This is a genomic window from Bathymodiolus platifrons methanotrophic gill symbiont (assembly GCF_002189065.1).
Taxonomy (GTDB): domain Bacteria; phylum Pseudomonadota; class Gammaproteobacteria; order Methylococcales; family Methylomonadaceae; genus Methyloprofundus.
Window position 1 is genome coordinate 1 of the sequence record NZ_BDMN01000174.1, and the last position, 1,934, is coordinate 1,934.

At 35.6% G+C, this 1,934-nt stretch carries 1 protein-coding gene and 1 pseudogene; both read left to right on the forward strand.

All coding sequences use genetic code 11. The features are described 5' to 3' along the window. Positions 1 to 167: 167 nt before the first annotated feature. On the forward strand, positions 168 to 1,226 hold the full coding sequence (locus tag CDZ78_RS10565) for a ParA family protein (RefSeq protein ID WP_087869983.1): 1,059 nt from the start codon (positions 168 to 170) through the stop codon (positions 1,224 to 1,226). A 523-nt stretch (positions 1,227 to 1,749) separates the two neighbouring features. After that, positions 1,750 to 1,934: pseudogene (locus tag CDZ78_RS10570) on the forward strand (ISNCY family transposase); the annotation flags it as partial.

The window sequence follows — 1,934 nt, forward strand, 5'->3', positions numbered from 1 at the left end:
TAACGTCGGAAAGTGAAGTTTATGCGAAAGAACCAGCCACGCTACCCTACATCATTAAGACCAGGAGGTCTGCGCTTTTGATAATTATTGCGACAGAACCTTTTTATAACAGTACAATTTAATTATTTTGTAGTATGGCTAACAAGTCTTAAGCGTAAGGATTTAACATGGCAATTTATGCAGTATGGAATAACAAAGGCGGAGTAGGTAAGAGCTATTTAACATTTCAAATAGCTTCCGAATACGCAAGACAAAATCAAACAAAGAAAGTATTGGTTGTGGATCTGTGTCCGCAAGCTAACTCATCATCCATGCTGCTTGGTGGCATTGAAGAAGGGGAGAAAACATTAACCGATATACATACAGCGAGTCCAAGAAGAACAATTTCTGGTTATATTGATAATCGAATAATGAGCCCTTATGTCTCACCTGAATCAGGAGCTAGTTATATTACAAATGTTTCAAAATATAATTCTAATGTACCAAGTAATGTTTTCTTGGTCGTTGGTGATGAGCAGTTAGAAATTCAATCATCAAAAGTTACAGGTGCTACTTTTAGCGGTCCTCAAGATGCATGGCGTATCGTTCATCTTTGGGCTCGAGATTTAATAACTGATATACAATCTTCATGGAACAATGATGATTGTTGTGTGTTTATTGATTGTAATCCTAGTTTTTCTATATATACCGAATTAGCATTAACAGCAGCGGAAAGATTGATTATTCCTTTCTCTGCTGATGGCTCATCTAAACGATCTGTGAAAGCTGTTTTATCTCTGGCTTATGGCTTAAGAAGGTATGGTGGTGATTCTCAGTCAGATTTTTATTTGAATTCACTTCGGTATTCAATGTCATTACCACAAATATATATGTATATAGGAAACCGTTTAACTCAAATGAATTGCTCTTCTGCTGGAGCTTTTAAAACAGTAGTTAATGAAATTGCAGAGGATATTTGGAATGTATGGGAGAAAACATCTCATTTATTTTGTATTCACCCTAATGGTTCATCTACCCCTAATAACCGCCGAGCATTTAAGAATATGTTCCAGTATGAGGTAAATGATGCGAATACTGCTTCAGTTGTTTCAGGAGCTTTAGGTATACCAATCTCTAGTTTAACTGCAGGGAACAAGACAATTGCAGGTAAAAATGTGTCAGTGAATCAATCTCAATTAGATAAACAAGTTCCTAATATTCGTGATCTTGTATTAAACATTGACTGATTCTTAGGGCCTGTCAGCGGGTACAATCAGTCGATAGAACCATATGGTTAATATGGTTCTGGTTGATGAAGTCTCTCACCTAGATAGTATAACCCCCAGAAAGTGGTGATAATCATTTGCCAAAATAGAAATAGAAAAAGAAAAATCATTATAAATATACCAGATGCCGAACAGTGCCATGAATCATCAATAACTTTCTTGAGTGGTTCATAGAAAGATGTGGAAAAAATTGCAAGAACAATCAGAATTAAACTCTCTGCTGTGAGAAAAGAAAACATTGAACATAAAAACCTTCTTCTAGTTAGTGCTTGCACGAAATAAATAATACCCTTTTAAAACAACATATTATGGTATGATAACGCCAAATATCACTACTGAAGATTCTGAGTGCCCCATTTTGGTATTTATCGTAAAAAATGGTTATACCATTGTTATTGAACAAGTATTTATTCTTACAAATCGAACTGGCAAATACTGAGTCCTCAATAACAGTTCCATTCCAGCAAAACTTCGCATCAGATCCATGAGAAATATCATATCGTCACAACTGGAAATTGGGCAAGTAGATATTGCCAGCATTGTCATTGATGTCTCATCGCGTGATGGTATTCCACTCATCCTGCTGGGCTTGCAACACATCTATACAAGCAAACTTTTGAAAGAAACTGTTTTTAAAATCCTTCAAGAAGTTATTCCACGTAAGAATAA

Bases quoted from the DNA above. Each gene is read 5' to 3' on its own strand.
- CDZ78_RS10565 (WP_087869983.1), top strand. From the start codon at position 168: ATGGCAATTTATGCAGTATGGAATAACAAAGGCGGAGTAGGTAAGAGC.